Consider the following 200-nt stretch of genomic DNA (forward strand, 5'->3'; position numbering starts at 1 on the left):
TGCTCGCGTCCACTGTGAAGAATTCGCCGACCAGCGAACCCTCACACCACCACCCAAAGGGTGGGTTGTGTGTGTGGGGTTCCGGTCCCGGCACACCCCTTAGGTGTTCCGGTGGTCATGGCGGAGAGGAAACGCCCGGTAACATTCCGAACCCGGAAGCTAAGCTCTCCAGCGCCGATGGTACTGCATGGGGGACCGTG

General features: G+C 62.0%; 1 rRNA gene. It reads left to right on the forward strand.

The features are described from left to right. Positions 1 to 107: 107 nt before the first annotated feature. A 5S ribosomal RNA gene (gene rrf, locus IF27_RS30705) occupies positions 108 to 200 on the forward strand; the annotation flags it as partial.

It is taken from the genome of Streptomyces avicenniae, from assembly GCF_000719135.1.
In the GTDB taxonomy this organism is placed as follows: domain Bacteria; phylum Actinomycetota; class Actinomycetes; order Streptomycetales; family Streptomycetaceae; genus Streptomyces; species Streptomyces avicenniae.